This is a genomic window from Bacillota bacterium (assembly GCA_023511835.1).
GTDB lineage: Bacteria > Bacillota > Sulfobacillia > JAIMAT01 > JAIMAT01 > JAIMAT01.
The window spans coordinates 1-26,828 of record JAIMAT010000004.1; the positions used below are offsets into that span (position 1 = coordinate 1).

Consider the following 26,828-nt stretch of genomic DNA (forward strand, 5'->3'; position numbering starts at 1 on the left):
CTCCGTTGACCGCCACCACCAGCAGGTCGCCCAGCGCGCGCGCCGCCTCCAGGTAGCGGACGTGGCCGGCGTGGAGCAGGTCGAAACAGCCGTTGGTGAAGACCAGCCGCCCTCGGCGCCGCCCCGGCCCCGCCGCCTCCACGAGCCAACGCTCGTCGACTACCCGCCCGATGGGGGCTCACCCCCCCGCGCCGGCGCCTCCCTCCGGGAGGCGCCCTTCGCCCGGAGCGCGGCCGCCACCGCCCGGAAGACCCGCTCCTCGTCCAGGTCACCCAGGCACCGGTTCCGCCCCAGCGGGCACTCCACCGCCCAGCACGGCCAGCAGGAGGGCCGCGTGGCCAGGGCGATGCCCCCCTCGCCCAGCGGCGCCAGGCGCGCCGGATCCGTGGGCCCGTAGAGGCCGACCACCGGCGTGCCCACGGCGCTGGCCAGGTAGAGGACGCCCGTGTCCGGGGCGACCACCAGGTCCGACTCGGCGGCCAGCGCCGCCGTCTCCAGGAGCGACGTCCGCCCGGCCAGGGGGAGGAGGCGGCCCCGCCGATCGTCCTTTTCGGCCTCCCCCTCGGCCAGCCGCCGCAGCAGCTCCGCCTGCATCTCTTCCTCGGCGGCCCCGCCGCTCAGGATCAGTCGGGCCCCCAGCCGCTCCAGGAGGAGGCGCGCCAGCCCCTCCCAGCGCTCGACGGGCCAGCGCTTGGAAGGCCAGTTGGCCCCCAGTTGCAGGAGGACCAGCGGGCCGCGCCCCCGGAGCCCGCCCGCGAGGCGGCGACGCGCCGCCTCGCGCTCCCCGGGCTCCAGCCGCAGGCTCAGCCGCCGCTCGCCGGGGGCGTACTCCGGCTCGGGGGGGAGCTCCTGCCAGCCCGGGGCGCGGCCGACCGTCAGCACCTCGGCCGCCACCTGCGCCGTCCCCGCCAGCAGGTCGACGATGGAGATCTCCTCCCGGTAGGGGACGCGGTGCGTGAGCAGTTCCCCTCCCCGTCCGGTGGAGAAGCCGACGCGCACCGGCGCCCCCGAGGCCCTGGCCAGGAAGTGCGCTTTCAGGTTGCCGTGGAGGTCGACCACCGCCCCGTACCCCTCGGCGCGCAGCTCGCGGACCAGGCGGAGGAGGCCGGCCGCGCCGCGGTGCCTGCCGCGCGGCTCGTAGGTGAGGACCCGGTCGACCCCGGGCAGCCGCCCGGCGACCGGCGCCGTCCAGCTCTGCACCAGGATGTCGAGGCGCGCCCCGGGCAGCCGGCGGCGCAGGAGGCTGAGCGCCGGTCCGGTGAAGAGGACGTCGCCGATGTAGTAGAGGCGGAGGACGAGGAGCCTCACGAGCCTCCCCGCCCCGGGGCGGCCGCCCTCGCGACCGGGGGCGCCACCGGCCGGCCCGGCCTCGCGCCCGGCGCCGGCTCGCCACCCGCCCCTTCCGCCGCCTCCGCCGCGCCCTCACCCGCCGCGGCGCGCAGCGCGCCGGCGGCGCCGGCGACGAGCCAGAAGAGCATGACCACGCGCGGGCTGTACCAGCTGGTGTCGACGAAGCCATGCACCATGTTGCCCAGCACCGCGCCCAGCACGCCCGCCGCCGCGCCGGCGCGCCAGGCGTCGCGGCCGCTCCAGGCCCGGAAGGCGTTCCACGCCACCTGCAGGGTGCGCAGCCCCAGCGCCAGGTAGGCCGCCAGGCCCACCACGCCCAGCTCGGCCAGCATCTCCAGGTACTGGTTGTGGCTGGAGAGGGCGACGACGCCGGTGATCATCCAGTGCGGGTAGACGTACTGGAAGGTGCGCAGCCCCAGCCCGGCGCCGAAGAGCCAGTAGGCGCGGATCATGGCCAGGACGCCCGTCCAGATGTAGAGCCGGAAGGAGTTGGAGGTGTCGGCCAGGGTGAAGGCGGAGAAGAAGCGGTCCCGGAGCGGCGTCACCGCCAGCAGGGCGAGGACGCCCGCGGCCAGGCCGTAGAGGAGCCAGCGCGGCTCCAGCAGGAGGAGCAGCGCGCCGGCCGCCGCGGCGAAGGAGAGCCATCCGCCGCGCGAAAAGCTGAGCACCAGCCCGGCCAGCATGAGGAGCGTCGCGCCGGCCAGGCGCCACCGGGGCGCGCCCCGCCAGACGGCGCCGAGCGGGCGCCAGATCAGGAGCGCCAGCGCCGGCAGGAGGAGGAGGACCAGGTACTGGGCGTAGACGTTGGGGTTCTCCAGCGCCCCGTAGACGCGGGCGCGGATGCCGGGCGAGGTCTCCACGTCGATCCAGGCCTTGGGCGTCCCGTGCAGGGTGAAGTACTGGTAGATCCCGTCCAGCCCGGCCAGCGCCCCGGAGGCGATGGCCGCCAGCCAGAAGGCGCGCACCGCCCGCTCCTCGCCCAGGAGCCGCGAGGCCAGCAGGTAGGCCGCGAAGTAGACCGCATACTGACCCAGCGTATAGAGGCTGCCGCTCCGGTCCACCGAGGTGAGCGCACCCACCGCGGCCACCCAGGCGAAGAGCAGCACCACCGTGTCCAGCGGCGTGCTCCGCAGGCGCAGGCGGCCCCGGGCGGCCTCCATGGCCAGGAGCAACAGGTCGAGGAGGAGGAGGCCCGCGTCCAGGAACTGGGGCGCCCAGGGCAGGAGCGCCACGGTGACCGCCAGGAGGCCGGCCGGGGCATTGCCGCCCGCGCGCGCCAGGAGGGCGAGAAGCCCGCCCCCGATGCGGCTCTCCTCCACCGCCCGGTCCAGCGCCGCCAGGGGGCCGCCCAGGCGCCGCCCCAGGCCGTGGCCGAGCGCCTCCAGGAGCCGCCCGCTGCGGCTCTCGCGCAGGGCGGGACGGCCATCGGCGTCCGTCGCCAGCAGGCGCAGGAGCAGGCTTCCCTGCCACCACGCGGAAGAGGAAGCCCTGCCGCTCATGCCCGCCCGCTTCCCCCAAGCCACCGCACCCGCCCTGCCTCCCCCGGGCCCCGGGCGCTCATCGCACCACCCGCACCGCCACCACGTAGCCGGTGCTCGCCCAATCCCGCGTCTCCATGCTCAGGCTCGAGCCGATGCGGACCTCCTGCCCCGCCAGCAGCATGCGTTGCGGGCTGACCGTACCCGGCCCGCGGATGACCAGGGTGACGTCGCTATAGAGCGGCGAGGGGGCGACCACCAGGCGCCCGTCGGGCAGCGCCACCTGCTGCGGTGTCGGCTGCACGCTCTTCTTCACCACCGTGCCCAGCGCCTGCACGCCCTGGGCGTCGTAGACCACCTGCCCGGTCTTCATGGCCTCCACCGAGGGCGGGCGCAGGTTGCTGACCAGCACCGTCACCTCCAGCGTCCGCGAGGCCACCGGGCGAGCCTGTCCCACGCCCTTCTGCCAGAAGAGGGCGACCAGGCCCGCGACCAGGACCACCACCACCAGCACGTCGAACCAGTTGAACGCGCGTCGCCTCTCCGTCGCCGCTCACTCCCCCCGCCCGAGGCCGTTCCAGGATGGGCCGGCGCCCTCCGGCGCCTTCCCCGGGGCGCCTTACTCCGCGAAGAAGGCCAGCGGGTCCTGCAGGCGGAGCGGGTCCCGCATCGCATACGCCTCGGCGTAGCGGGCGCCGATCATGCGCCCGTACTGCCTCGCCCGCGCCTCCATCGCCTCCAGGAAGCCGCCGTGCCCGAAGAAGCGGCGGTCGATCTCCAGCCCCGCCTCGCCCACCTGCGAGGCGTGCGCCTCGAGCGCCGCCACCTTCTCCTCCCAGACCTCGCCCACGTCGACGCAGAAGCTGGGCCGCTCCATCGCCTCGTTGATGGGGTAGAAGAGCAGCGCCCGCACCACGTGGTAGGGCGCCCCCAGCTCCAGGCGGCGCAGGCCCGCGTAGAGGACGGCCCGCTCCGCCAGCGCGCCGGCCGCGGCGTGGTCGGGATGGCGGTCGGACCGCCACGGCGCCAGCACCACCACGGGCCGCGCCTGCCGGATCCAGAGCGCCAGGCGGCGCGCCGCCTCCGGCTCGTCGCGGACGGCCGTGTCCGGGAGGCCGAGGTTGAGGCGGAAGCGGGCGCCCAGCCGGCGCGCCGCCTCCTCCGCCTCCCGCGCGCGGATCTCCGCGTCCCCCCGGCTCCCCATCTCGCCGCGGCTCAGGTCGACCAGCCCGATGCGATGCCCGCGCCGGCGCTCCAGCGCCAGAAGCCCGGCGCAGCCCAGCTCGATGTCGTCCGGGTGGGGACCGATGGCCAGGATCTCCACCGGTTCCGCCGCGGCCGCCGCACCGCCCGCCATCGTCGCCCTCGCCCCCCGCCGGCTTCCTCGCTCGCCGTCGCCCAGCATAGCGCAGGAAGCGCGCCTGGACCGAGCCCCGGCGCCCTCCTCACCCCAGCTCCAGCACGCGCGCCCCCGGCACCTCCCGCCGGGCGGCCTCGACCACGTGCGGATGGCAGGTGAAGAGGAGCACCTGCTGCCCCTCCGCGAACTCGCCCAGCGCCCGCAGAGCGGCGCCCAGCCGCGCCGGATCGAAGTCGACGAGGGCGTCGTCGATCACTACCGGAAGGCTGCCCCCGCTCCGCCGCACTTCCTCGATGTAGGCCAGGCGCATGGCCAGGTAGAGCTGCTCCTGGGTCGCGCGGCTCAGCTGCCAGGGCTCGAGCGGGGCCGCCCCGGGGGCGGCAGGGTGGAGGCGCGGCAGGCGCTCGCCGAGGCTGAGGCTCACCCCCTGGTAGCGGCCGCCCGTGAAGCGTTCGAAGAGGCGGGAGGCGCTGCGGATGACGCCAGGCTGGCGCTCGCGCTCGAAGCGCTCGCGACCGGCGGCCAGGAGTTCGGCGGCCAGGGTGAGGCGGCGCCAGGCCGCCGCCCGCTCCTCGACGTGCGCGCGCAGGCGGGCCTCCTCGTCCTCCAGCTCGGCCACGCGCCGGCTCCTCTCCAGCTGCTCGGCGCGCAGGCCCAGTTCGCCCAGCCGCCGCTGGGCCTGGGCGAGCCGGAGGCGGAGCGCCTCGGCGCGTCCGGCAGCGGCGGCCTGCCGGCTTTCCAGCTCGTCCCCGCCGGCGGCCAGCCGCTCGCCCAGCTCGGCCAGCGGGTCGCCGGCCGCCGGCCAGAGCTCCAGCGCGCCGGCGCGCAGCTCGCCCTCCAGCGTGGCCAGGCGGGCGGCCTCCTCCCGCCAGCGGGCCGCCCGCGCGGCCACCGCCGGCAGCTCCGCCTCGTCCGATACGCCGCCCCGCTCGAGCAGTGCCCGGACACCCGCCTCCACCTCGGCGGCCTCCGCCTCCAGCTGGCGTCGCTCCGCCTCCAGCCGCCGGAGCTCCGCCGCGGCCCGCTCGCGCCGCTGGAGCTGGCCGCGTGCCGCCTCCAGCCGCTGGCGCAGGGCCGCCGGCTCGGCCGCCGCGCCGACCCGCCCGGCCAGCGCGGCCAGTCGCCGCCGGAAGGCCTCAGCCTCCGCGCGCAACGCCTCCAGCCTCTCGCGCTGCCGCCGCCGGCGCGCCATCTCGTCGCGCGCCTCGCGCGCCTCCATCAGCCAGGCTTCCAGCTCTTCGGCAGGAAGCCCCCGCGGGATCCCGACGCGCCCGCACCACGCGGCGAGGCGCGCACGCGCCTGCTCCTCCTCCCGCACGGCCGCGGCCAGCGCCTCCGCCAGCCGCTCCCGCCGGCTCCGCCAGCGCAACCGCTCCGTCTCCAGCGAGCGGCGGAGCTCCGCCTCGCGCCAGCCGGCGGGCGCCAGGGCCACGGCCAGCGCCGCCGCGAGGGCCAGGAGGCCGAGCCAGCCCGCCCAGGCGGGTCCGCCCAGGAGCCTGGCCGCCAGGGCGACGAGCCCCGCCAGGCCGAGCCCGCCCGCGGCCGCGCGGGCCAGGAGGGCTCCCGTTCCGGCGCCCGCCGGCAGCGCCGCCGCCGCCTCGGCGCCGGCCAGCTCCAGCTGCTGCATCTGCCCGCGCAGCGCCTCCGCGCGCTCGCGCGCCTTGAGCGCCTCGCGCGCGTGGCGGCGACCCTCTTCCTCGTCCGCCTCCGGCCGGCGCTCGACCACTCCTTCCAGCGCCGCCGGATCGAGCCCGAGCCGCGCCGCGCGCTGCTCGAGCCGCCGCTCCGTCTCCGCCAGCTCCGCCTCCAGCTGCGCGGCGCCGGCGAGGCGCCGCTCCTGCTCGGGCCACTCGCCGAGGAGCGCCTCCACCTCGCCCGCCGCCTCCAGGACGGCGGCCGGAAGGGGCTCGGCCAGCACCGCCTCCTCCGCCGCCACCGCCTCCGCCAGCCGCCGGCGCCGTTCTTCCAGCCGCTCGCGCCGCCTGCGCAGCTCCTCGAGCCGCTCCACCGCATCGGCCGGGAGCGCGGCCAGCCCCCGCTCGCGCTCCACCTCCTGGGCTAGCCGCCGCCACTCGCGCCAGCGCGGGCGGAGATCGAGGAGCCGTGCCAGCTGCCGCGCCTCCGCCTCGGCTTCGGCCAGCTCCGGCTCCAGCCGGCGGAGCTCGGCCTCCGTCTCCGCCCGCTCCCGCCGGAGCGGCTCCAGCTGCTCCAGCTCGCCCCGCGCCGCCGCCAGCCGCCGCTCGATGTCGGCCAGCTCCAGGAGGAGGCGGTTCAGCTCCCGCCCCGTGCGGCCCTGCGGGCGCCAGATGGCGTTCCGCTCCTGCTCGAGGCGCTGCTCCACGGCGGGTATCTCGGCGGCGCCGAAGCCGGCGCTGTAGATCCGCCGCCCCACCTCGCCGGCGGCGAGCTGGCGCAAGTCGGCCAGCTCGGCCAACGAGAAGGCGAAGACGGCGGTGTAGTCGCTCCGCTCCATCCGGCCCAGCAGCCTGGCCAGCTCCGCCTCGGCCTCCGCGGCCTCCAGCGTGACGCCGTCGCGCTCCAGCCAGAGGCGCCCGCGCCCCCTCTTCTCGTGGAAGCGGCGGCCGAGGAGGAGCGGCCCCAGCGGGCTCTCCAGCTCCACCTCGCCGCCCCACCCGTCCGCCGGCTCGGGCCGGTAGAGGTTGACCGGCTCGCCCCCCCGGGAGAGCGGCGGCAGGTCGTAGAGCATCCCCACCCAGAAGGCGAGGAGCGTGCTCTTTCCCGCCTCGTTGGGACCCGCGAGGATCGTCAGCCCCGGCCCGAGGGGGCCGAGGCGGAGGTCGCGCAGGGCGCCGAAACGCGCCACGGAGAGCGCGCGCAGGCGGAGGCCCCAGGCGCCCCAGGCGCCCCGGTCCGCCGGGCCGGACCTCCCCTCCCCCGCCTCCGCCCTCACCTGGCCCCACCCCCGGCGCGCCGCGCCCGCTCCTCCTCCAGGAGGTCGAGGAGGAGGGCCAAGGCCTCCTGGAGCTCCTCGCCCGCGAGTCGCTCGTCCGGCGGCGCCAGGTGGCGGGCCAGCCCGCCGCGGGCGTAGAGCGGCTCCAGCGCGCGGCGGAAGCGTTCCGCGACCCCGCCCCCGGCCAGCGCCTCGCGCGTGATCCGCGCCAGCTCGCCCTCGAAGGAAGGCTCCTCGGCCAGCTGCTCCAGCGGCCGCGGCGGGCGCGTCTCCCGCTCCAGGCGACCGATCCAGACCGGCGGCCGGCGCCCGCCCGTCCTGCGCCGCAGCTCCTCCAGCAGCTCCCCGGCCAGGCCGGGCCGGCGCAGGCTGGCGTCCAGCGGGCCGCGGCCGGTCAGGCGCAGGAGGGCGATGAGGCCGCGCCCCTCGCCCGCCAGCTCCGCGGCCGCCTCCTCCACCGCCCAGAGGAGCGCCCGCTGGAGCGCTTCCTCGTCCTCCAGGCCGTCGATGGCCACCTCCAGCCGGCGCCACTCCACGCCGTGGGTGGGCACGAAACGCAGGCGGCTCTCGCGCCCCTCCACCTCCACCAGGTAGCAGCCGCGGGGGCCCAGCTCGCGGGGGTTGCGGCCCTGAGTGTTGCCGGGGTAGACGATCGCCGGCGCCGCCACCCTCAGCTCCAGGCGGTTGTGGACGTGGCCCAGCGCCCAGTAGTCGAAGCCGCCCGCCAGCAGGTCCTCCAGGCCGGCCGGCGCGTAGGCGTCGTGGCCCGGCTGGCCGCCCACGTTGGCGTGGAGCACGGCCACCGCGTAGGGCGTCTCGCGGTCGCGGCGGAGGAGGCGCGCGTAATTCTCGCGCACCTCGCGGCGCGGATAGCCGATGCCCCAGACGCGTGCCAGCTCGCGCCCCTCGCGCAGCACCGGGTAGGAGGCGGGGCTCCCCGGCGGGAAGAAGCGGACCGTCTCCGGCCACTCCAGGCGCGGCCGCCAGCCGCCCTCGTGGTCGTGGTTGCCCGAGGCGACGAAGGCGGGGATGCCGCGGCGGGCCAGCTCCGCCAGGGCGTCGCGCAGGCGGTTGGCCGCCACGAGGCTCCGGTCCGCCTCGTCCCAGACGTCGCCCGCCAGAACCAGGAAGCTCGCCTCCTCCTCGACGCAGAGGCGGACGATGCGCTCCAGCGCGCCCAGCGTCGCCTCGCGCACCGCCCGAGCCATCTCCGGCGCCGCTTCCTCCAGGCCGGTCAGGCCGCTGTCCAGGTGCAGGTCGGCGGCGTGCACGAACTTGAAACGGGACATGCACCTGCTCTTCGCCCCATCGGTCCTCTTCCCTCCGTCCCATGGGAAGCGACGCCCGGACACGCGCGGGGTGGAATTGCACAGATTTTCACTTTGTGCAACAATCGGGGAGGCCGGATCGCACGGGGTGAAAGGACGCCCCGCGACTCTCCGTGGAAGAGGGGATCCCCCATGCCCAGATCGCGCACGCGCCGCCCGGGCTCCAGCCACCGCGAGAGCCCGCACGTCCAGGTGCTGGACCGGGCGCTCACCCTTCTCGAGACGCTGGCCCGCGAGGAGAACGGGCTCGGGCTTGTGGAGGCGGCCAACCGGGCCCAGCTCCACCCCAGCACCACCTACCGCCTGCTGAGCACGCTGGTCAGCCACGGCTTCGTCACCCACGACGACGAGACGGGGCGCTACCGCATCGGCCTCAAGGCCTTCGAGGTGGGAAGCTCCTTCCGCCCGCCCAGCGAGCTCAGGAAGCTGGCACCGGGCGTCCTCCGCGCCCTCATGTCGCTGACCGGCGAGACGGCCAATCTGGCCATCCTGGAGCGGGGCGAGGCCACCTACATCGACCAGGTGGAGTCGCCCAGCCTCCTGGGCATGCACGCGCGCATCGGCCGGCGCGTCCCCGTCCACTGCACCGGGGCGGGCAAGGCCATCCTCAGCCACCTGAGCGAGGAGGAGGTGGACGCCATCCTCGCCGAGCACGGCCTCCCCGCCTTCACGCCCAACACCATCACCGACCGCGACCGGCTGATGGAGGAGCTGCGGAGGACGCGCGAGCGCGGTTACGCCCTGGACAACGAGGAGATCGAGCTGGGCGTCCGCTGTGTGGCCGCGCCCGTCCTGGACCAGAAGGGCCGTCCGGTGGCGGCGCTGAGCGTCACCGGCCCGGTGACGCGCTTCCACGACGACCGCCTGCCCATGCTGGTCAACGCCATCCGCGCCGCCGCGGCCGACCTCTCCTCCAAGCTCGGCTACCGTCCCTCCTGAGGCGAGAGCCGCCCGCACCCCGGGGGAGCGCGCATCCGGCCCCCGGCCGCGCCGGCCGGGGGCTTGACGCACCTGCTACGATACCCACCGGGGTATATTTCCCGGGGGAGGTGGGCTCTTCATGCTGGGACCCCTGTTCCGCCAGGCCGACCTGGTGGTGGTGGGCGGCGGCCCGGCCGGGGCCACGGCGGCGCTCTATGCGGCGCGGGCCGACCTGGACGTCGTCGTCGTGGACAAGGGGCTGACCAGCGGCGCCCTGGGCATGACGGGCCGCGTGGAGAACTATCCCGGCCTGCCCGGAGCCACGGGGGCGGAGATCGTCGAGTCGATCCGCAGGCAGGCGGCCGCCTTCGGGGCCGACTTCGTCCAGGCCCAGGCCATCGGCGTCGACTTCGCCGGCGAGATGAAGACCGTCTACACCTCGCAGGGCGACTACCGCGCGCGGGCGGTCATCCTGGCCACCGGCGCCATGGCGCGGGCGCGCCGGGTGCCCGGCGAAGAGGAGCACGTGGGGCGCGGCGTCTCCTACTGCGCCACCTGCGACGCCGCCTTCTTCCGCGACCGGCGCGTGGCGGTGGTGGGGGGGAGCGACGAGGCGGTGGAGGAGGCGCTCTTCGCCGCCACCTTCGCCTCGGAGCTGCTCCTCCTCGTCCCCGAACGCGAGCCCAAGGCCCGGCCGGAGCTCCTGGGCCGGCTGGAGCAGCTGCCCCACGTCCGGCTGCTTCCGGGCCACCGCCTGCTGGCGGTGGTGGGGGACGGGCGGCAGATGGAAGGGATCCGCGTCCGCACTCCGAGCGGCGAGGAGAAAATGCTGGAGGTGGCGGCCGTCTTCGTCTACCTGCAGGGCAACCGCCCGGAGACCGGCTTCCTGGGCGAGGCGGTCCGGTTGACGCCGGCCGGCTGCGTCGAGGTGGACGAGAACCTGGAGACCAGCGTGGCGGGCGTCTACGCCGCCGGCGACCTGCTCTGCGGCGGCGTCAAGCAGGCGGTGCTGGCCGCCGCCCAGGGCGCCCGCGCCGCCATCGAGGCGGAGCGGCGGCTGCGCGGCCGCGCGCTCGCCCGCGTCGACTGGAAGTAGGAAGCCCCGCCGGCGCTCCGGAGCGGCTGCCCGACGGGCGGGGGGCATACCCTTCCGGGTATGCCCCCCGCCTTTTCCCCGTCTCCGTGACGCGTGCGGGACGGCGAGGCTCTCGCCGTCCCCCGCCGCCTCCCCGCTCAGCGTCCCGTCAGGCTGAAGCCCTCCAGGACCGCCCGCCGCTCCTCCTCCGAGAGCGGCCGGGGCGCGCCGGCGACCACCTCTGGCTTGTACTGCGGCAGCAGCTGGTCATAGGGGACGCGCTCGGGATCCTCGAAGAGGATGCCCTCCACCAGACCGCCGGTCTCGGCGAGCTTGCGCAGGGCGGCCATGCGGTCCAGGCGGGAGTACGCGGCATCGGCGTCGATGTCCACCAGGCGCTGGCGCAGGTAGTCGTAGCCGTACTCCTCGTTGAACGTGACGCAGGGGCTGAAGACGTTGACCAGCGAGAAGCCGCGGTGCTGGATGGCCGCGCGCAGGATGGTTGCCAGGTGGTCGATGTGGCCCGAGAAGCCCTGGGCCACGAAGCTGGCGCCCAGCCCCAGCGCCAGACCCAGCGGCGAGAGCGGGTTGTCCGAGCTCCCGTAGGGAGCGGAGCGCGTCACCCGGCCCAGCGGCGTCGTGGGCGCCGTCTGGCCGACGGTCAGGCCGTAGACGTCGTTGTTCATGACCACGTAGGTGATGTCCACGTTCCTGCGGATGGCGTGGACCAGATGGCCGACGCCGATGCCGTAGCCGTCGCCGTCGCCGCCCACGGCCAGGACGGTCAGTTCCGGGTTGGCCAGTTTGGCCGCCTGGGCGACGGGCAGCGTCCGGCCGTGCAGGCCGTGGAAGCCGTAGGTGCCGATGTAGCTGGAGAGCTTGCCCGAGCAGCCGATGCCGCTGACCACCAGTACCCGGTGGGGCTCGATCTGGAGGTCCACCAGCGCCCGCTGCAGTCCGCGCAGGACGCCGAAGTCGCCGCAGCCGGGGCACCAGGTGGGCGTCTCCGCGCGGTAGTCGTTGAGGGTCACCTTGCGCGTCTCGATCACGCTCATCGTCCGAGCACCTCCCGGGCCGAGGCGAGCACCTCGGCGGTGGTGAAGGGGTTGCCGTCGAACTTCAGGCAGGAGCGGAAGTCGCCGCCTCCCAGCTGGCGCCGAAGCTCGCCGGCCAGCTGGCCGCCGGCGTTCTGCTCCACCACCAGCACCCGCTTCCCCCGCAGCTCGGCGGCCAGCGCCTCGGCGGGGAAGGGGCGCAGGACGCGCAGGTGCACGTGGCGGGCGCGCACCCCTTCCTCCTCCAGCGCACGGCGCGCCTCCTCGATGGGCCCGTAGGTGCCGGCGAAACCGACCAGCACCAGCTCCGCCTCCTCCGGCCCGCTGGTCCAGAGCGCCTCGCCCATCAGCTCGGGGTCGGCCGCCGCGGCCTCCATCTTGCGCAGGCGCTTGGTCATCTGCGCCACGCGCGGTTCGGCGTCTTCGGTGATGTGGCCCTCCACGGTGTGCTCGTCGCCCACCACGGTGGTCGTCTTGCCCGGTACCCCGGGCAGCACCCGCGGCGAGACGCCGCTCTCGGTCAGCTGGAAACGCGGGTAGGTGTGGGGCGCGTAGGCGCCCGGCTCGAGGTCGAGCAGGCCGCGCTCGATGGGGAGGCGCCGGAGCTCCTCCAGGTCGACGTTGCGCACGTCCAGGGCCAGGTTCAGGTCGGAGGCGACGATCACGGGGCACTGGTACTTCTCGGCCGCGTTGAAGGCCGCCTGGATGGCCCAGAAGGCGTCGGCGGTGGTGGCCGGGCTGAGGACGATGCGCGGCTGGTCACCATGCGAGCCGTAGAGGATCTCGTTCAGGTCGCTCTGCTCGGGGCGCGTGGGCAGCCCGGTGGCCGGCCCGCCGCGCTGGGCGTCGACGATGACCAGCGGCGTCTCGGTCATGGCGGCGATGCTGATGCCCTCCTGCATCAGCGAGAGGCCGGGACCGGAGGTGGCCGTCCAGGCCCGCTGACCCGCCAGGCTGGCGCCGACGGCGTAGTTGACCGCGGCCACCTCGTCCTCCGCCTGGACGACCGCGCCGCCCACCTGCGGCAGCCACTTGGCCAGCCACTGCAGGATCTCGCTGGCCGGCGTGATGGGATAGGCGAAGAAGAGCCGGCTACCCGCCTCCAGCGCGCCCCAGCCCATGGCCTCGTCGCCCTGGAGCAGGACGCGCCGACCCGGTGCCGGCTTCTCGGGCATGGCGAGCGGTTCCACGCCCAGCCGGTGGACGGCCTCCCAGCCGAGCCGGTAGGCCTGCCGGTTCTGCTCGACCACTTCCTCGCCCTTGCGGCCGAAGCGCGAGGCGAAGTATTCGTCCAGCGCCTCCTCGCCCCAGCCCAGGAGCGCTCCCGTGGCACCCAGCGCCACCGTGTTGGCCATGATGGCGCCGCCCGCCTGCTTGGCCAGCGCCAGGAAGTCGACCGGAACCAGGCGCGCCGGGCTGCCCTCCGGCAGCTCGGGCTTCTTGGCGGCGTTGGCCAGGACGAGCGAGCCCGCGTGCAGTCTCCCCGCGTCGTGGTCGATGGAGGCCTGGTCGAAGGCGACCAGGATGTCCACCTGGTCGCCGGGCGTCAGGAGCGGTTCCGACCCGACGCGAACCTGGTAGTGGGTGTGCCCGCCCTTGATCAGGCTCATGAAGTGCCGGTGCGAGGCCACGTAGTAGCCCTCTTCGTGCATGATCTGCAGGAAGAGCGCCCCGGCGGACTCGATGCCCTCGCCTTGGGCGCCGCCCACCTGCCAGACCAGATCGCGGCGCTTCACGTCCCATCCCCCCCGCCGGGTCCGCACGCCTCCCGACGGGTGGGACCCGGTTCGCGAAAATTTCACTGCTCACAATCGCGTTTTGCGTACCAGCAAAACACGATCATTTCGAAATCATTGTAGCAAGGCGCCCTGAGCAATGTAAATCCGAATCTGGCAAAAGGCGCTTGCGGGTCGTGGAATTTTCACGTGGCGGGCAAGCTGCGTACCCAGTTGGCCAGCAGCTTCATCCCCTCCGGGGTCAGTACCGACTCCGGGTGGAACTGCACCCCCTCGCAGGGAAACTTCCTGTGGCGGACGCCCATCACCAGGTGACCGCCCCCGGGCGCCTCCGTCACCGCCGTCACCTCCAGCTCCGGCGCGGGCCGGCCGCCCGCGCCCTCCTCCACCACCAGCGAGTGGTAGCGCGTCGCCTCGAAGGGGACGGGGAGCCCCTCGTAGAGGGGCGAACCGGTGCCGGGCAGCGGCCGGACAGGCGACGTCTTGCCGTGGACCGGCTCGGGGGCGCGGACCACGCGCGCCCCGAAGGCGACGGCGACGGCCTGGTGCCCCAGGCAGACGCCCAGGATGGGCAGGCGCGGCGCCAGCGCGCGCACCAGCTCCACCGAGATGCCGGCCTCCTCGGGTCGCCCCGGGCCGGGCGAGAGCAGGAGCCCGCGCGGCCGCATCCGCTCCACCTGCTCGACGCTGGTGGTGTCGTTGCGGACCACCTCCACCGCCTCGCCGGCGGCCGCCACCTCCAGCGCCTGGACCAGGTTGTAGGTGAAGGAGTCGTAGTTGTCGACGACCAGGATCACGCCCGCTCCACCTCCCTGCGGGCCGGGGCGGGGAGGAGGGGCCCGCCGCCCGCCTCCTCGAGGGCGCGGATGAGGGCGGCGGCCTTGTTCCGGCTCTCCTCCCACTCGCGCTCGGCCACCGAGTCGTAGACGATGCCGGCGCCGGCCTGCACCTCCGCCCGGCCCGGCTCGCAGAGAATGGTGCGGATGGCGATGCAGGTGTCCATGTCTCCGTCGAAGCCGAACCAGCCCACCGCGCCCGCGTAGGGTCCGCGCCGCTCTCCCTCCTCCGCCGCCAGCAGCTCGATGGCGCGCACCTTGGGGGCGCCCGAGACCGTGCCCGCGGGGAAGCAGGAGGCGAGCGCGTCGATCGCGTCCAGCCCGGGCCGCAGGCGGCCGCGCACGGAGCTGACCAGGTGCATGACGTGCGAGTAGCGCTCCACCCCCATCAGCTCCTCCACGCGGACGCTGCCCCGCTCGGCCACGCGGCCCACGTCGTTGCGCGCCAGGTCGACCAGCATGACGTGCTCGGCGCGCTCCTTGGGATCGGCCAGCAGCTCGACGGCCAGGCGCTCGTCCTCCTCGCGCGTCGCCCCCCGCGGCCGCGTCCCGGCGATGGGCCGGGTGCTCACCTCGCCCGCCTCGACGCGGACCAGGAGCTCGGGCGAGGAGCCCACCAGCTGGCGCTCGCCGAAGTCGATCAGGAAGAGATAGGGCGAGGGGTTGATGGCGCGCAGGGCGCGGTAGATCTCCAGCGCGCCCGGGGCGCCTTCCAGTACCCAGCGCTGGGAGAGCACCGCCTGGAAGATCTCGCCGGCTGCGATGGCCGCGCGCAACCGTTCCACCCGCTCCAGGAACTCCTCCCGCGAGCTCCCCTGGCGCACCTGCAGCTCCCCCGGCGCGGCGGCCGGGAAGGCCGCCGCCGGAAGCGGCCCGTGGATGGCGGCCAGCACCTCCTCCACCGCCGCCAGCGCGGCGTGGTAGGCGGCCAGCGGCGCCGGGCCGGCCGGCGCCAGGTGGAGGACGCCGATACGGTGGAGCAGGTGGTCGAGAAAGACCACCGTCTCGGCGAACTGGAACTCCGCCTCCGGCCAGCCGGCGGCGGGACTATCCGGCTCGCGCAGGCGGCCCGGCCCCAGCGCCGCCTCCAGGCGGGGCTCCAGGTGGCGGACCGCCTCGTAGGCCAGGTAGCCCACCGCGCCACCGCGGAAGCGGACCTCCGCCGCGACCGGCGCCACCCGCTCGCGGCGGAGCTCGCTGCGCAGCGCCTCCCAGGGGGTGCCCGGCAGCCAGGAGCGCTCCCGGCGCCCGCCCAGCCGCCGCTCCACCTCCGTCCCGCCCGGACGCGAGCGGAGGCGCACGTAGGGGCGCAGGCCGATGAAGGAGTAGCGCCCCACGGCCTGGCCGCCCTCCACGCTCTCGAGCAGGAAGGTGGCGCCCAGGGGGCGCAGCTTTAGAAAGAGACTGATGGGCGTCTCCAGGTCGTTGGCCTCCAGCCTGAGGAGCGGCACGCGGTCGAAACGGGCCGCCTTCTCCAGGAAGTCCGCCTGCTCGCGGTCCAGCAACCGCCTCACCTCCGTCCCACCCGCACCGGCGGCTCCCCGCGAGGCCGGGGGCGCCCGCGCGGGGCGGCCCGGAAACGGACGAGGCCTTCCGCCCCGCATGGGGCGGAAGGCCTCGTCTCCGCTGTGCCACCCATCTTCGGAAGCGGCCGGCCCGCCGGCCGCTTCCCTCTGCCCGGTACGCGGAGCCTCCCGGCCGCGCCGGGCGCTCTTGAATACCGGCCCCCTTCTAACGGTGGGGTTCCGGGTCCGCCTACCCGACCGCCGGCTCGCGGCGCGCTCGAGGCACCGCCGGCGGCCGCTCGGGGACCGGCTCGGGGCTCCATTCGCCGGGCGCCCGGCCGCCGGCTCGCACCTTCCGCCGGCTCTCTGCCTGGGCTGGCCGCCCGGGTACTCTTCCCCTCCTCGCCGTTCGCTGCCGATCCGGATGTTGCTCGCATTCTAGGAGCCGCCGCGCGGCGCCGTCAAGGCGGCCGGGTCTGAATACTTATGCAAACCGGTTCTACGCCGCGAGCATTGCCACCGCTTGGCGAACCCGGCGATACGCCGCGGCGGCTTGCTATGTATAATTACACGGTCGTCCGGCGGCCTCGCGCTCCGGCGGACTTCGGCCTTGCCGACCGGCAGGGCGAGGCCGGGTTCCCGTCGAACTGCGGAGCCGTCAGACGGACGGTTGAACGTCTTACCTTGACAGCAAGGAGCGATGCGCACATGATTCGTAGAACCCGTCGCCTCCGCTCGCTCTCGTTCGCCCTTCTGGCGGGCCTGCTGCTCGCCGCGGCGGGCTGCGGCGGCCAGGCGCCCGCCTCGGGGGGCGCTGCCTCCTCGGGGACGGCTTCCTCCTCCTCGTCCTCCTCCGGCGCCACCGGCAAGAGCTATCTCCAGGTGGGCACCGAGGCCGCCTACGCTCCCTTCGAGTCGGTGGACCCTGCCACCGGGAAGTACGTCGGCTTCGACATGGAGCTGATCGACGCCGTCGCCAAGGCCGCCGGCTTCGCCGGCGCCCAGATCCACAACATCAAGTGGGACGGCCTCATCCCGGCGCTCAATGACCACGAGGTGGACGCGGTCATCTCGGCCATGACCATCACCGACGACCGCGCCAAGAGCGTCACCTTCTCCGACCCGTACTTCACCGCCGGCCAGGTGATCGGCGTCAAGCAGGGCAGCTCCATCAAGACGCCCGACGACCTGGCGGGCAAGAAGGTGGGCGTACAGGCCAACACCACCGGCGACTACGCGGCCCAGAAGGTGAAGGGAGCCATCGTAGTCCGCTACCCGCAGACGCCCGACGCCATCAACGCGCTGCTCAACGGCGACGTAGAGGCGGTGGTGATCGATGCGCCGGTCCTCTACAACTTCATCAAGGAGAACCCCGACCGCGGCGTCGTCGCCGCCGGCGAGCCCTTCACGGTGGAGTACTACGGCATCGCCATGCGCAAGGGAGACACCGAGCTGGCGGCCAAGATCAACCAGGCGCTGGCCAAGGTGAAGGCGGACGGCACCTACCAGAAGCTCTACGACAAGTACTTCGCGGCGAAGTGAGCTCGCGCGGCGATGGACATCCGCTGGGACGTCGTCGCCCGTTTCCTGCCCTTTCTGCTCGAGGGCGTGCCGACCACCCTGCTGCTCTCGGTGGCCGGGATCGGCATCGCCCTCGTCTGGGGCCTGCTCCTGGCGCTGGGCCGGCTCTCGCCCAACGCCTGGTTCCAGCGGCCGGCGGCCGCCTACATCACGTTCTTCCGCGGGACGCCGCTGCTGGTGCAGATCATGCTGATCCACTACGCGGCGCCGCAGCTCTTCGGCTACCACCCGCTGCCGCCGCTGACCGACGGCATCCTTGCCCTGGGCCTCAACTCCTCGGCCTACGTGGCGGAGATCTATCGCGCCGGCATCCTCTCGGTGCCGCGGGGGCAGATGGAGGCGGCGCGCTCGCTGGGCATGAGCTACCGGCTGGCCATGCGCCTGGTCATCCTGCCGCAGGCCTTCCGCGTGGCCGTGCCGCCGCTCTTCAACGAGTTCATCGCCCTGACCAAAGACTCGTCGCTGGTCTTCGTCCTGGGCGTCCTGGAGCTGATGAGCCGCGGCAGCGTGGCCGCGGGCACCGTCTACCGCTATCTGGAGATCTGGGTGCCGGTGGCGCTCCTCTACCTCGCCCTGACGTCCGTCTTCTCCCTGCTGGCGGGCGCGGTGGAGAGGAGGCTGGGCCTGCATGATCAGCGTCCGCAACTTGCGTAAGCGCTTCGGCTCGCTGGAGGTGCTGCGCGGCATCGACCTGGAGGTGGCGCCGCGCGAGGTGATCGTGGTGGTGGGACCGAGCGGCTCGGGCAAGTCCACCTTCCTCCGCTGCCTCAACGGGCTGGAGCGGCCCACCTCCGGCGAGGTGCGCATCGACGGCCTCTCGCTGACCGAGCCGGGCGTCGACCTGGACCGCCTCCGCCAGAAGGTGGGCATGGTCTTCCAGTCCTTCAACCTCTTCCCGCACCTGACGGCGCTCCAGAACGTGACGCTGGCGCCGATCCGCGTGCGCGGGCTGCGGCCTGCGGAGGCGCGCGACCTGGGGCTGGCCATGCTGGCCCGGGTCGGCCTGGCCGAGAAGGCCTCCGCCTACCCCTCCCAGCTCTCCGGAGGCCAGCAGCAGCGCGTGGCCATCGCCCGCGCGCTGGCCATGCAGCCCGAGGTGATGCTCTTCGACGAGCCCACCTCGGCGCTCGACCCGGAGATGATCAAGGAAGTGCTGGACGTGATGGAGGGGCTGGCGCGCGACGGCATGACCATGCTGGTGGTCAGCCACGAGATGGGCTTCGCGCGCCACGTGGGCACGCGCCTCCTCTTCATGGACCAGGGGACCATCCTGGAGGAGGCCGAGCCCGGGCGCTTTTTCGAGGACCCCCAGCACCCGCGTGCCCGGGCCTTCCTCTCCAAGATCCTGCGCTGAGCGGCCGGGGGGCGGCCGGCCCAGGCCCGGCCTAGGCGGCGGCCGCCTCCCGCTCCAGGAAGCCCGCCACCATGGGCCCCAGCTCCTCCAGGTCGATCAGGAAGGCGTCGTGTCCGTCGTCCGCCCGCATCTCGCGGTAGCTGGCGCGCACCCCCGCGCGCCGGGCCGCCTGGTAGAGCGCGCGCACCTCCTCCGGCGGGTAGAGCCGGTCGCTGGCGATGCCGACCAGCAGCAGCTCGCCGCGAATCCGCCCCAGCGCCGCCTCCAGCCCGCCCCAGGCTCCGCCCAGGTCGTAGAGGTCCATGGCGCGGGTCAGGTAGAGGTAGGAGTTGGCGTCGAAGCGGTCGACCAGCTTCTCCCCCTGGTAGGCGAGATAGCTCTCCACGGCCAGCTGGTCGCTCCATCCGCCCTGCGGCGGGAGCTGCCAGCGGCGGCCGAACTTCCGCTCCATGGAGCCCCACGAGTGGTAGGTGATCATGGCCACCTGGCGGGCCACGGAGAGGCCGCGGACCGGCCCCGGCGTGCCGTAGTAGTCGCCCCCGCGCCAGGCGGGATCGGCCAGGATGGCCGCCCGCTGCGCCGCTCCCCAGGCGATGGCCGTGGCCGAGTGGGCGGCCGGCGCCCCGATGGCCACCACCCGCCCCACCCGCTCGGGCGCCTCCACGGCCCAGGTGAGGGCGCGCATGCCGCCCAGCGAGCCGCCCACCACGCAGTGGAGGCGGTCGATGCCCAGCCGGTCCAGCAGGCGGATCTCCGCCCGCACCATGTCCCGCACCGTGATCAGCGGGAAGCGCAGCCCCCAGGGACGGCCGTCGGGCGCCGGAGAGGAGGGGCCGGTGGAGCCCTGGCAACCGCCCAGCACGTTCGCCGCCAGGATGAACCAGCGCTCCGTGTCGATGGGAGCGCCCGGGCCCACCATCCCCTCCCACCAGCCCGGCAGGTCGTTCTCGTCATGCGAGGCGACGTGCGCGTCGCCCGTCAGGGCGTGCTCCACCAGCACTACGTTGCCCCCGTCCGGATCGAGGCGGCCCCAACTCTCGAAGCGGAGACGGAAGGGGCCCAGCCGGCCGCCCAGCTCCAGCTCCAGGGGCGGGTCGCCCGGCTCGCCCGTTCCCAGGACGGCGAAGCCCTTCGTCGCCACGGCCACGGTGCCCGCCATGCCGCTCACCGTCTTCTCAGGCGGCGCCGGCTGCCCGCCGCGCCGCCGCTTCCAGCGCCTGCTCCAGGTCGGCGATCAGGTCGCGCACGTCCTCGATGCCGATGGAGGCCCGCACCAGCTCCGGGGTCACCCCTGTGGCCCGCTGCTCCTCCTCGCTCAGCTGCTGGTGGGTGGTGGTGGCGGGGTGGATGATGAGTGAGCGCGCGTCGCCCACGTTGGCCACGTGGCGGAAGAGGCGGAGGGCGTCGATGAAGGCCCGGCCGGCCTCCCGCCCCCCCTCCAGGCCGAAGGCGAGGATGGCGCCCGCCCCCCGGGGCAGGTACTTCTCCGCCAGGGCGTGGTAAGGATCGCCGGGCAGGCCCGGGTAGCGGACCCAGGAGACGTCGGGCCGCCGGCTCAGCCACTCCGCCACCGCCTGGGCGTTCCGCACGTGACGCTCCATGCGCAGCGGCAGCGTCTCCACCCCCTGCAGGATGAGAAAGGCGTTGAAGGGGCTGAGCGCCGGACCCAGGTCCCGGAGCAGTTGGGTGCGGGCCTTGGTCACGTAGGCCGCGGCCCCGAACTGGCGCGTGTAGCGGACGCCGTGATAGGTGGGGTCGGGCTCGGTCAGCTCGGGGAACTTCCCGTTCTCCCAGTCGAAGCGCCCTCCGTCCACCAGGATGCCGCCGATGGAGTTGCCGTGGCCCCCCAGGAACTTGGTCATGGAGTGGACGACCACGTCGGCGCCCCATTCGATGGGGCGGCAAAGATAGGGCGTGGCGAAGGTGTTGTCCACGATCAGCGGCAGCCCCGCCTCGTGCGCGACCGCGGCCACCGCCTCGATGTCCAGCACGTCCAGGCGGGGGTTGCCCAGCGTCTCGGCGTAGAGGGCGCGCGTCCGCGGCCCGATGGCACGCCGGAAGTTCTCGGGCTCCGAGGGGTCGACGAAGCGGACGGTGATGCCGTAACGCGGCAGCGTGGCGGCGAAGAGGTTGTAGCTGCCGCCGTACAGGTTGGAGCTGGCCACGATCTCGTCGCCCGCCCGGGCGATGTTGAGGATGGCCAGCGTCTCGGCCGCCTGGCCCGAGGCGACGGCCAGCGCCCCCACGCCGCCCTCCAGTGCCGCCACGCGCTCCTCCAGCACGGCGACCGTCGGGTTCATGATGCGGGTGTAGATGTTCCCCGGCTCCTCCAGCGCGAAGAGCCGCGCCGCATGGGCGGTGTCCTGGAACAGGTAGGATGTCGTCTGGTAGATGGGCACCGCCAGCGCGCCGGTGGCGGGATCCGCCTGGAAGCCGCCGTGGACCGCCAGCGTGTCGAAATGGAGCGCCGAGCGCTCGTTCACCGGTTCTCACCTCGCCTCGGCCGCCGCACTCTCGAGGGGCATGAAAAAGCCCCTTCTCAGGCTGAGAAGAGGCGCGTGACGGGCGCTCTCCTCTCATCTCTCAGGCCATGCCTGCAGGAGTTGGCACCCTGCCGGGTCGCCCCCGCGGCCGCCGTGACGACGGCCGCCGGGAGGCCACCCCGGGTTGCCGGGCTTCATCGGGCCAGTCCCTCCGCCACTCTGGATAAGAGGCTGCGGCACGTATTCGGTTGGGCGACACTTTAGCATCGCGGTCGCGCAGCCGTCAACCCGTATAATTCGGCTGGACGGGGCGGCACGCGGCGGCGGAGGCGCCCGCTGCCGGCCCCGCACGGAGGTGGAGACGGCATGGGTGTACTGTCCCGGTTCTCGACCGTGGTCAAGGCCAAGATCAACAAGCTGCTGGACGCCGCCGAGGACCCGCGGGAGACGCTCGACTACTCCTACGAGAAGCAGCTGGAGCAGTTGCGCCAAGTGAAACGGGGGCTGGCCGAGGTCGTCACCTCGAAGAAGCGCATCGAGCTGGAGGCGGCCCAGCTTCGCCAGGCCGCGCAGAAGCTGGAGGACCAGGCCCGCCAGGCGCTGGCCGCCGGCCGCGAGGACCTGGCGCGGACGGCGCTGGAGCGGAAGGCGGCCATCACGGGCCAGCTGGAGGGGCTCGACCAGCAGATCGCCTCGCTGGAGGCCGAGCAGCAGAAGCTGACCGACCTGGAGGTGAAGCTCCGCACCAAGGTCGAGTCCTTCCGCTCCCAGAAGGAAGTGATCAAGGCCCAGTACTCGGCCGCCGAGGCGCAGGTGCGCATCGGCGAGGCGCTCAGCGGTCTCTCCGAGGAGATGAGCGACGTCGGCCTGGCCGTGGAGCGGGCGCGCGAGAAGACGGAGAAGATGAGGGCGCGCGCCTCCGCCATCGACGAGCTCTCCCAGAGCGGCGTGCTGGAGGATCCCACCGCCTCGGACGACATCGATCGCGAACTGCGCAAGATCGCCGCCGGCAGCCAGGTGGAGAGCGACCTGGAGCGGCTCAAGAAGGAGGTGGGCCGCCCGTGATCGTCCGCATTCAGACCGAGCACCAGTACCGCCTGGAGGGCGAGGCGCTGCGGCGCCTCGACGAGGAGGACAACCGGCTCCTGGAGGCGGTGCGGAGCGGCGACGAGGCGGCCTTCCGCGAGGCTTTCAGCCGCGTCCTGACGCTGGTCCGGACGGAGGGAGAGCCGCTGCCGGCCACCTTCCTGGGGCCCTCCGACGTGATCCTGCCGCCGCCGGAGACGAGCCTGGAGGAGGCGCGCCAGATCCTGGCCAACTACCCGGACGACCTGCCCGAGCGGTAGCCGGGCCGAAGCGAAGCGGGGGCCGGCCCCGGCCGGCCCCCGCCCCTTCCCGGCCGCTTGCGCCGGACCGTCAGACGGGGCAGTCCCAGAGGGCGTACCAGCGCGTCGGATCCTCCTCCCAGGGCAGCTCCCTCTGCAGCACCGCACCCGCGCGCAGCTCCAACGCGTTGTTCCGCTTCTTGGTGCCCTCGGCGGGGACGAAGGGGTAGAAGTTGCCCCGCTTGTAGTTATAGACGAGATAGGCGCCCCGCCCCTCCTCGGTCAGGAAGCGCCAGGCGGCGGAGAGGAGCTGGCTTCCGTAACCCTTCTCCCGGAGCGTCTCCGCCGTCATGTGCACCATGGTCACCAGGTCGTCGAAGTCGGGGTCGGCCAGGATGGCCCAGCGGTAGCCGTACTCGTCGGTGCGGAAGTCCACCTGGGTGCCGCTCTCGCGCGCGCTGAAGCGGAGCAGCTCCTCCAGCTCCCCCTCCGCCCCGGCGAAATCGCCCGACTCCACCGGCTTGTAGCAGACGCCGGCCCGGCCCGCGCTCTTCCAGCGCAGCTCCGTCTCCAGCGTCACCTGGGCCGTGGAGAGGGCGAAGAAGGCGTCGGTCTTGGGCCGTACCGGCCGGTCCCGGCCGAAGAGCGCGTCCAGGAACCCCATGCTCCCCCCTCCTCGGACGGCCAGGCGGTCCGGCCCGCCCCTCAGCGCGGCCGCCCCTCCAGCTCGCGCTGCAGCCGCTCCAGCTGCTCCAGACGCCTCCGCAGCGAGGGATGCGTGGAGAAGAGCTCCATCAGGCTCTCCCCGCTCAGGGCGGGGACGATGAAGAAGGCGTTGAGCGCCTCCGCCTGGCGCAGGTCGCGCGTCGGGATGGCCTGCATGCGGCCGCTGATCTTCTGCAGCGCGCTGGCGAGGTGGGAGGGCGCCCCCGTCAGGATGGCCGATCCGCGGTCGGCGGCCAGCTCGCGATAGCGGGAGAGCGCCCGGATCAGGAAGAAGCTGATCACCCAGACCACCAGCGACGCCAGATAGATGACGATCCAGGCGACGCCCGAGTTGTTGTTCCGCTCGTTCCGGCCGCCCGCCATCCAGCCGATCAGGTAGAAGCGCTGCACGATGAAGGATGCGATGGTGGCGAAGAAGCTGGCCCAGGTGATGACCGCCACGTCGCGGTTGCGCACGTGGGTCAGCTCGTGGCCCAGGACCGCCTCCACCTCCTCCGGCTCCAGCCGGTTGAGCAGCCCGGTGGTGACGGTGACCACGGCGTTCCGCGGGTTGCGCCCGGTGGCGAAGGCGTTGGGCAGATCGGTCCGCGCCACGGCCACCCGCGGCTTGGGCAGGTCGGCCGCGGCCGCCAGCCGCTCCACCATGGCGTGGAGCTCCGGCGCCTCGGCCTCCGAGACCTCGCGCGCCCCCATGGACCAGAGCACCAGCCGGTCCGAGAAGTAGTACTGCAGCGCCAGCATGCCGCCCACGATCACGACCAGCGAGAAGAGGTCGACGCCCGAGTTCCAGAGCAGCAGGGCGAACGCCAGGTAGAGCGCCGCCAGGAGAAAGAGCGTCAGGAACATGCGGGCGGAGAGTCCCCAATCGTGACTGAGCCGGCGTTCCATCGCGAATCCCTCCGCAGGCGGAAGACCGCCAGCACCACCATACCATAGCGCCGCGGGCTCACCGAGGCGCGCCGTCCTCCTCCCGCGCCCGCTCCAGGCCGCGGCGCTGGCGCTCCACCGCCACCACGAAGCGGGGCAGCGCCAGCTGCCGGCGCCAGCGGGAGGGCTCCCGTGCCAGGCGGTAGAGCCACTCCAGCCGGGCGCGGATCATCCACGCCGGCGCCCGCGGCTTCAGGCCGGCCAGCACGTCCAGCGCCCCGCCCACCCCCAGGCCGACCGCGGCACCGGTCTCCTCGCGGTGAGCCACCAGCCAGCGGGGATCCCGCCCCATGCCCATGCCGGTGACGAGAAGGTGCGGCCGGAGCGCGCGCACATGGTCCAGCACGTAACTTTCCTCGTCCGGCGCGAAGTAGCCGTGGTAGGTACCCGCCACGCGCAGGCCCGGATGGCGTCGCTCGATGGCGCGCTGCGCCAGCTCCGCCACCTGCGGCGCGCCTCCCAGGAGGAAGAGCCGCAGCCCCCGGGAGGCCGCCTCCGCCAGGAGGCGTTCCAGCAGGTCGATGCCCGCCACCCGCTCCGGAAGGAGGTACCCCAGGCGCCTCGCCGCCCAGAGGACGCCCACGCCGTCCGGCGTCAGCAGGTCCGCCCGCTCGAGCCAGGTGCGCAGGTGGGCGTCCGCCTGCGCCGCCATGATCATTTCCGGATTGGGCGTCAGCACCACGCGCATGCGCGGGCCGGGCCGCTCGCACCAGGCGACGATCCGCTCGACCGCCTCCTCCAGGCCGACCGCGTCCACGGGCACGCCCAGGATCCGGATGCGTTCCCCGGTTTCCGCCTGCCCCTGCAACGTCTTCCCGACCGCCCTCTCCATCCGCAACTTCACCGCGCTTGGCGCCGCTCGCGGAGCGGCGCGAGCCGCCGGCCGGCCGACCCTCCGCGGCTGGTATAATTCAGCCATAGCGGGACAAGGCTGACCAGCGCCCGGTCCCGGGCCGGAGGAGGTGTCGCCGGCCTCGATCGGGCCAAGGAGGGTGGGAGATGGCCCGTGAAAGCACGCTCACCACGGTGGCGGCGCTCCTGCTGGGAGCGGCGGCTGGCTTCGTGGCCGGCGTCCTGCTGGCTCCGGCGCCGGGGGCGGCAACCCGCGAGACGCTCCGTCAGCGCGCCTCCGAAAGTCTGGCCCGCGCGGGCAGCACCATCGCCGACTCCTCGCAGGGGCTCACCTCGGCCGCCGGTCACTGGGTGGAGCGCGCCCAGGGCGGTCTCGGCTCCGCCTGGGAGAGCGCCCGTAACCGGCTCGGGCTGGCGCGCGAGGCCGGCGCCGAAGAGGCCGGCGGCAGCGAGCTGCCCGGTGCGCCCGACCCGGACCCGGAGGCCGGAGGCTCGTACTAGATGGCCGCGTTGACCGTCATCGCCGTCGCCACCTCCGTGATGGCGCTTGTTCTGTTCCTGGCGCTGGTGGCGATGGCGATCCTGCTGGTCCGGCTGGCGTCGGCGGTCCGCGCACTCCAGGGCGAGCTGCTCCAGCTCCGCCAGGACCTCCTGGCCACGGTCCACGACGTACGGCAGATGACCGACGACGCGGCCGCCGTGGTGCACGGCGGCCGCCGGCTGGCCGAAAAGGCGGGGAGCGCCCTCACCCTCCTCGCCCTCGGGCGCGCCTTCGGCGGCGGCGGAGGCAGCGGCCTCTGGGCCGTGCTCGGGCAGGCGGCCGCCGGCGCCCTGGCTCCGCTGGTCGGCCGTCTCGTCAGCCGACGCCTGGGCGGCGACGAGGCCGGCTCGCCCGCCCCGGGCCGGCCGGGCGAGCCCCGGCCCTGAGGCGCGCGGGGCGGGCGCGGCGACCGGCGTCAGCGGGAGCCGCGCACGTTGCGCTGCGCCTCCCGTTCGAGAAAGGCCTCGATGAACGGGTCGATCTCCCCGTCCATCACCGCCTGCACATTGCCCACCTCGGTCCCCGTGCGGTGATCCTTGACCAGCGTGTAGGGCTGGAAGACATAGGAGCGGATCTGGTTCCCCCAGGCGATCTCGCCCTGCTCGCCCCGGGCGGCCGCCTTCTCGCGCTCCTTCTCCTCCAGCCGCATCTCCAGGAGCCGCGCGCGCAAGATGCGCATCGCGTTCTCCCGGTTGGCGTGCTGCGAGCGCTCCGTCTGGCAGGTGACCACGATGCCCGTGGGGATGTGGACGATGCGGACCGCCGTCTCCACCTTGTTGACGTTCTGCCCGCCGTGGCCGCCGGAGCGGTAGGTGTCGATGCGCAGCTCCTCGGGCCGGATCTCGATCTCCCCCTCCTCCTCCACCTGCGGCGCCACGTCCACCGAGGCGAACGAGGTGTGCCGGCGCGCCGCGGCGTCGAAGGGCGAGATGCGGACCAGGCGGTGGACGCCGCGCTCGCCGCGCAGGTAGCCGTAGGCGTAGGGGCCGCGGACGGAGAGGGTGGCGCTCTTGATGCCCGCCTCCTCGCCTTCCTGGTAGTCCAGGAGCTCCGCCTGGAAGCCGTGGGCCTCGGCCCAGCGCATGTACATGCGCAGCAGCATCTCGGCCCAGTCCTGCGCCTCCGTCCCGCCCGCCCCCGGGTGGAGCGAGAGCAGGGCGTCGCGGGCGTCGTACTCGCCGGCGAAGAGCATCTGCATGCGCAACCCCGCGAGACGGCCCTCCGCGTCGCGCAGGCGCTCCTCGGCCTCGCGCTCGGAGTCGGCCGCCAGCTCCGGCGCCTCGCGTTCCGCCTCCCCGGCCATCTCCAGGAAGCCCTCCGCCTCGCCCAGCGCCTCCTCCACCGCGCGCATCGCCTCCACCGGCTGGCGGAGGCGGCTCAGCTGCTTCATCACCTGCTGCCCGCGGGCGGGGTCGCTCCAGACCTCCGGCTTGGCGCTCTCGGCCTCCAGGCGTTCGATCTCCTCGCCGATGCCGGCGAGGTCA

General features: G+C 74.0%; 26 protein-coding genes and 1 riboswitch. Of the genes, 9 read left to right on the forward strand and 17 right to left on the reverse strand.

Annotated elements, in window-relative coordinates; genetic code table 11:
- The 7 genes from K6U79_01430 to K6U79_01460 form a co-directional block, all read right to left on the reverse strand.
- Window positions 1-142 (reverse strand): adenylyltransferase/cytidyltransferase family protein (locus K6U79_01430; GenBank protein ID MCL6521022.1); only part of this gene is annotated, 142 nt, incomplete at its 3' end.
- A 17-nt stretch (window positions 143-159) separates the two neighbouring features.
- Complete coding sequence (locus K6U79_01435) at window positions 160-1,308, reverse strand: glycosyltransferase family 9 protein (protein MCL6521023.1); 1,149 nt, start codon at window positions 1,306-1,308, stop codon at window positions 160-162.
- Complete coding sequence (locus K6U79_01440; GenBank protein MCL6521024.1) at window positions 1,305-2,849, reverse strand: O-antigen ligase family protein; 1,545 nt, start codon at window positions 2,847-2,849, stop codon at window positions 1,305-1,307. Before K6U79_01440 ends, K6U79_01435 begins: the two co-directional genes overlap by 4 nt.
- Before the next feature lie 58 nt (window positions 2,850-2,907).
- A complete protein-coding gene (locus K6U79_01445) occupies window positions 2,908-3,342 on the reverse strand; it encodes a DUF4330 domain-containing protein (protein MCL6521025.1) in 435 nt (144 codons plus the stop codon).
- A 105-nt stretch (window positions 3,343-3,447) separates the two neighbouring features.
- Window positions 3,448-4,185, reverse strand: coding sequence for a bacillithiol biosynthesis deacetylase BshB1 (gene bshB1, locus K6U79_01450; protein ID MCL6521026.1), 738 nt, complete (start codon window positions 4,183-4,185; stop codon window positions 3,448-3,450).
- A gap of 88 nt (window positions 4,186-4,273) precedes the next feature.
- Window positions 4,274-7,099, reverse strand: coding sequence for an AAA family ATPase (locus tag K6U79_01455; protein ID MCL6521027.1), 2,826 nt, complete (start codon window positions 7,097-7,099; stop codon window positions 4,274-4,276).
- Complete coding sequence (locus K6U79_01460; protein ID MCL6521028.1) at window positions 7,096-8,388, reverse strand: DNA repair exonuclease; 1,293 nt, start codon at window positions 8,386-8,388, stop codon at window positions 7,096-7,098. The genes K6U79_01455 and K6U79_01460 overlap by 4 nt, the downstream gene beginning before the upstream one ends.
- A gap of 171 nt (window positions 8,389-8,559) precedes the next feature.
- Between K6U79_01460 and K6U79_01465 the strand changes: the two genes are divergently transcribed.
- Both K6U79_01465 and K6U79_01470 read left to right on the forward strand, forming a co-directional pair.
- Entirely contained in the window at window positions 8,560-9,366 is an 807-nt protein-coding gene (locus K6U79_01465; protein MCL6521029.1) for an IclR family transcriptional regulator, read from the forward strand.
- Window positions 9,367-9,487: 121 nt separating this feature from the next.
- A complete protein-coding gene (locus K6U79_01470; GenBank protein MCL6521030.1) occupies window positions 9,488-10,444 on the forward strand; it encodes an FAD-dependent oxidoreductase in 957 nt (318 codons plus the stop codon).
- 137 nt (window positions 10,445-10,581) lie between these two features.
- Here the strand turns inward: K6U79_01470 and K6U79_01475 are convergent, their stop codons facing one another.
- From K6U79_01475 to K6U79_01490, 4 genes are all read right to left on the reverse strand, one after another.
- Window positions 10,582-11,478 (reverse strand): 2-oxoacid:ferredoxin oxidoreductase subunit beta, encoded by an 897-nt coding sequence (locus tag K6U79_01475; GenBank protein MCL6521031.1) that lies wholly within the window; start codon window positions 11,476-11,478, stop codon window positions 10,582-10,584.
- On the reverse strand, window positions 11,475-13,214 hold the full coding sequence (locus K6U79_01480; GenBank protein ID MCL6521032.1) for a 2-oxoacid:acceptor oxidoreductase subunit alpha: 1,740 nt from the start codon (window positions 13,212-13,214) through the stop codon (window positions 11,475-11,477). The genes K6U79_01475 and K6U79_01480 overlap by 4 nt, the downstream gene beginning before the upstream one ends.
- A 185-nt stretch (window positions 13,215-13,399) precedes the next feature.
- On the reverse strand, window positions 13,400-14,011 hold the full coding sequence (locus K6U79_01485; protein MCL6521033.1) for an aminodeoxychorismate/anthranilate synthase component II: 612 nt from the start codon (window positions 14,009-14,011) through the stop codon (window positions 13,400-13,402).
- Window positions 14,008-15,654, reverse strand: coding sequence for an anthranilate synthase component I family protein (locus tag K6U79_01490; GenBank protein MCL6521034.1), 1,647 nt, complete (start codon window positions 15,652-15,654; stop codon window positions 14,008-14,010). Before K6U79_01490 ends, K6U79_01485 begins: the two co-directional genes overlap by 4 nt.
- Before the next feature lie 609 nt (window positions 15,655-16,263).
- On the opposite strand from K6U79_01490, the gene K6U79_01495 reads away from it, so the two are divergent.
- The 3 genes from K6U79_01495 to K6U79_01505 are packed head-to-tail and all read left to right on the forward strand — an operon-like array spanning window position 16,264 to window position 18,490.
- Window positions 16,264-17,097: a basic amino acid ABC transporter substrate-binding protein gene (locus tag K6U79_01495; GenBank protein MCL6521035.1), complete on the forward strand. Its 834-nt coding sequence runs from the start codon at window positions 16,264-16,266 to the stop codon at window positions 17,095-17,097.
- A 12-nt stretch (window positions 17,098-17,109) separates the two neighbouring features.
- Window positions 17,110-17,790: an amino acid ABC transporter permease gene (locus K6U79_01500; protein MCL6521036.1), complete on the forward strand. Its 681-nt coding sequence runs from the start codon at window positions 17,110-17,112 to the stop codon at window positions 17,788-17,790.
- Entirely contained in the window at window positions 17,765-18,490 is a 726-nt protein-coding gene (locus tag K6U79_01505; GenBank protein ID MCL6521037.1) for an amino acid ABC transporter ATP-binding protein, read from the forward strand. Before K6U79_01500 ends, K6U79_01505 begins: the two co-directional genes overlap by 26 nt.
- A 31-nt stretch (window positions 18,491-18,521) precedes the next feature.
- On the opposite strand, the gene K6U79_01510 is transcribed toward K6U79_01505, so the two are convergent.
- A complete protein-coding gene (locus tag K6U79_01510) occupies window positions 18,522-19,649 on the reverse strand; it encodes a homoserine O-acetyltransferase (protein ID MCL6521038.1) in 1,128 nt (375 codons plus the stop codon).
- 16 nt (window positions 19,650-19,665) lie between these two features.
- Window positions 19,666-20,973, reverse strand: a complete 1,308-nt coding sequence (locus K6U79_01515; GenBank protein ID MCL6521039.1) for an O-acetylhomoserine aminocarboxypropyltransferase/cysteine synthase — start codon at window positions 20,971-20,973, stop codon at window positions 19,666-19,668.
- A gap of 90 nt (window positions 20,974-21,063) precedes the next feature.
- Window positions 21,064-21,203, reverse strand: a riboswitch (SAM riboswitch).
- Between the two features lie 136 nt (window positions 21,204-21,339).
- On the opposite strand from K6U79_01515, the gene K6U79_01520 reads away from it, so the two are divergent.
- Together K6U79_01520 and K6U79_01525 are read left to right on the forward strand one after the other, a co-directional pair.
- Window positions 21,340-22,038 (forward strand): PspA/IM30 family protein, encoded by a 699-nt coding sequence (locus tag K6U79_01520; GenBank protein MCL6521040.1) that lies wholly within the window; start codon window positions 21,340-21,342, stop codon window positions 22,036-22,038.
- Window positions 22,035-22,319 carry a hypothetical protein gene (locus K6U79_01525; protein ID MCL6521041.1) on the forward strand — a complete coding sequence of 95 codons (285 nt, stop codon included), beginning with the start codon at window positions 22,035-22,037 and terminating at the stop codon, window positions 22,317-22,319. The genes K6U79_01520 and K6U79_01525 overlap by 4 nt, the downstream gene beginning before the upstream one ends.
- A 70-nt stretch (window positions 22,320-22,389) precedes the next feature.
- Here K6U79_01525 and K6U79_01530 read toward each other — a convergent pair whose 3' ends face one another.
- From K6U79_01530 to K6U79_01540, 3 genes are read right to left on the reverse strand one after another with little or no spacing between them, the layout of a single operon-like run.
- Window positions 22,390-22,962, reverse strand: coding sequence for a hypothetical protein (locus K6U79_01530; GenBank protein ID MCL6521042.1), 573 nt, complete (start codon window positions 22,960-22,962; stop codon window positions 22,390-22,392).
- Window positions 22,963-23,003: 41 nt separating this feature from the next.
- Window positions 23,004-23,912, reverse strand: coding sequence for a zinc metalloprotease HtpX (htpX, locus tag K6U79_01535; protein MCL6521043.1), 909 nt, complete (start codon window positions 23,910-23,912; stop codon window positions 23,004-23,006).
- A 58-nt stretch (window positions 23,913-23,970) separates the two neighbouring features.
- Entirely contained in the window at window positions 23,971-24,783 is an 813-nt protein-coding gene (locus K6U79_01540) for a WecB/TagA/CpsF family glycosyltransferase (GenBank protein MCL6521044.1), read from the reverse strand.
- Window positions 24,784-24,950: 167 nt separating this feature from the next.
- Between K6U79_01540 and K6U79_01545 the strand changes: the two genes are divergently transcribed.
- Window positions 24,951-25,304 (forward strand): YtxH domain-containing protein, encoded by a 354-nt coding sequence (locus tag K6U79_01545; protein MCL6521045.1) that lies wholly within the window; start codon window positions 24,951-24,953, stop codon window positions 25,302-25,304.
- Window positions 25,305-25,730, forward strand: coding sequence for a hypothetical protein (locus K6U79_01550; protein MCL6521046.1), 426 nt, complete (start codon window positions 25,305-25,307; stop codon window positions 25,728-25,730).
- Between the two features lie 29 nt (window positions 25,731-25,759).
- Here the strand turns inward: K6U79_01550 and prfB are convergent, their stop codons facing one another.
- A complete protein-coding gene (gene prfB / locus K6U79_01555; protein MCL6521047.1) occupies window positions 25,760-26,815 on the reverse strand; it encodes a peptide chain release factor 2 in 1,056 nt (351 codons plus the stop codon).
- Between the last annotated feature and the right edge of the window lie 13 nt (window positions 26,816-26,828).

Coding starts and splice junctions, on each gene's coding strand:
- K6U79_01440 (MCL6521024.1), bottom strand. CDS start 2,849: ATGAGCGGCAGGGCTTCCTCTTCCGCGTGGTGGCAGGGAAGCCTGCTC.
- bshB1 (MCL6521026.1), bottom strand. CDS start 4,185: ATGGCGGGCGGTGCGGCGGCCGCGGCGGAACCGGTGGAGATCCTGGCC.
- K6U79_01460 (MCL6521028.1), bottom strand. CDS start 8,388: ATGTCCCGTTTCAAGTTCGTGCACGCCGCCGACCTGCACCTGGACAGC.
- K6U79_01465 (MCL6521029.1), top strand. CDS start 8,560: ATGCCCAGATCGCGCACGCGCCGCCCGGGCTCCAGCCACCGCGAGAGC.
- K6U79_01470 (MCL6521030.1), top strand. CDS start 9,488: ATGCTGGGACCCCTGTTCCGCCAGGCCGACCTGGTGGTGGTGGGCGGC.
- K6U79_01475 (MCL6521031.1), bottom strand. CDS start 11,478: ATGAGCGTGATCGAGACGCGCAAGGTGACCCTCAACGACTACCGCGCG.
- K6U79_01490 (MCL6521034.1), bottom strand. CDS start 15,654: ATGCGGGGCGGAAGGCCTCGTCCGTTTCCGGGCCGCCCCGCGCGGGCG.
- K6U79_01495 (MCL6521035.1), top strand. CDS start 16,264: ATGATTCGTAGAACCCGTCGCCTCCGCTCGCTCTCGTTCGCCCTTCTG.
- K6U79_01500 (MCL6521036.1), top strand. CDS start 17,110: ATGGACATCCGCTGGGACGTCGTCGCCCGTTTCCTGCCCTTTCTGCTC.
- K6U79_01505 (MCL6521037.1), top strand. CDS start 17,765: ATGATCAGCGTCCGCAACTTGCGTAAGCGCTTCGGCTCGCTGGAGGTG.
- K6U79_01510 (MCL6521038.1), bottom strand. CDS start 19,649: ATGGCGGGCACCGTGGCCGTGGCGACGAAGGGCTTCGCCGTCCTGGGA.
- K6U79_01520 (MCL6521040.1), top strand. CDS start 21,340: ATGGGTGTACTGTCCCGGTTCTCGACCGTGGTCAAGGCCAAGATCAAC.
- K6U79_01530 (MCL6521042.1), bottom strand. CDS start 22,962: ATGGGGTTCCTGGACGCGCTCTTCGGCCGGGACCGGCCGGTACGGCCC.
- htpX (MCL6521043.1), bottom strand. CDS start 23,912: ATGGAACGCCGGCTCAGTCACGATTGGGGACTCTCCGCCCGCATGTTC.
- K6U79_01540 (MCL6521044.1), bottom strand. CDS start 24,783: ATGGAGAGGGCGGTCGGGAAGACGTTGCAGGGGCAGGCGGAAACCGGG.
- K6U79_01545 (MCL6521045.1), top strand. CDS start 24,951: ATGGCCCGTGAAAGCACGCTCACCACGGTGGCGGCGCTCCTGCTGGGA.
- K6U79_01550 (MCL6521046.1), top strand. CDS start 25,305: ATGGCCGCGTTGACCGTCATCGCCGTCGCCACCTCCGTGATGGCGCTT.